At 59.1% G+C, this 709-nt stretch carries 1 protein-coding gene; it reads right to left on the reverse strand.

Annotated elements, in window-relative coordinates; translation table 11 throughout:
* Positions 1 to 709 (reverse strand): hypothetical protein (locus tag H6B31_RS16730; protein ID WP_204899531.1); only part of this gene is annotated, 709 nt, incomplete at both ends.

Below are 709 nucleotides of genomic sequence, written 5' to 3' on the forward strand. Positions count from 1 at the left end.
TCCACATAGCTGTCGCACTCGGCAAAGCCGTTGGTGGAAACCAGTTCCTCCCCGGTGGGGACACCGTTTTCATCCAGAGGATACTCCAGGAACTGTTCCTTGGCCTGGCGCATCCACTGGGCCATGTTGACGGTGGTGGAGGACTGGTCCCAGATCAGGTTATACTGCTGGGACGCCTCGTTGTTGTAGAGAGAGTAGGCCATCATGTCCCGGAGGGTGTAGGCCCGGCGGCCGCCGTCTGGGTCCCGGAGGATCATGCCGGTCTCTACAATAATCCGGTACTTGGTCCGCAGATTGCCGTCCTTGTCCTTGACATATTCAGACCACTTCTCCATGGCCTCGTCCTCACTCCAGCCGGGATTGGAGCCGCCGGAGTGGTTGTCGGTCTCCGTCAGGCGGCCCAGGAGATATACGAAGGCATCGTTGGCCTCATATACCTGATACAGGTTTCCGGGGGTGACCGACTGGGCGTCGGTGCCCCACATGGAGGTGTAATCTCCATTGAGCCAGCCGGTAGACCAGGCGGAGGAGTTCAGGTGGAACATCTGCTCCTTCTGCTGGTCCGTGATTCCAGTCTCTGCCTGAAACTCATCGGCGGTGGTTACCCACCGCTGGTTGTAACCCACCGTGGCGTCATAGGAGTAGACACCGTTGCTCACCGAAGTACCGGCCATAAGCTGCGGGGCGTTGGAGCCCATGCCGTTATAGT

It is taken from the genome of Pseudoflavonifractor capillosus, assembly GCF_016899775.1.
Lineage (GTDB): Bacteria > Bacillota > Clostridia > Oscillospirales > Oscillospiraceae > Lawsonibacter.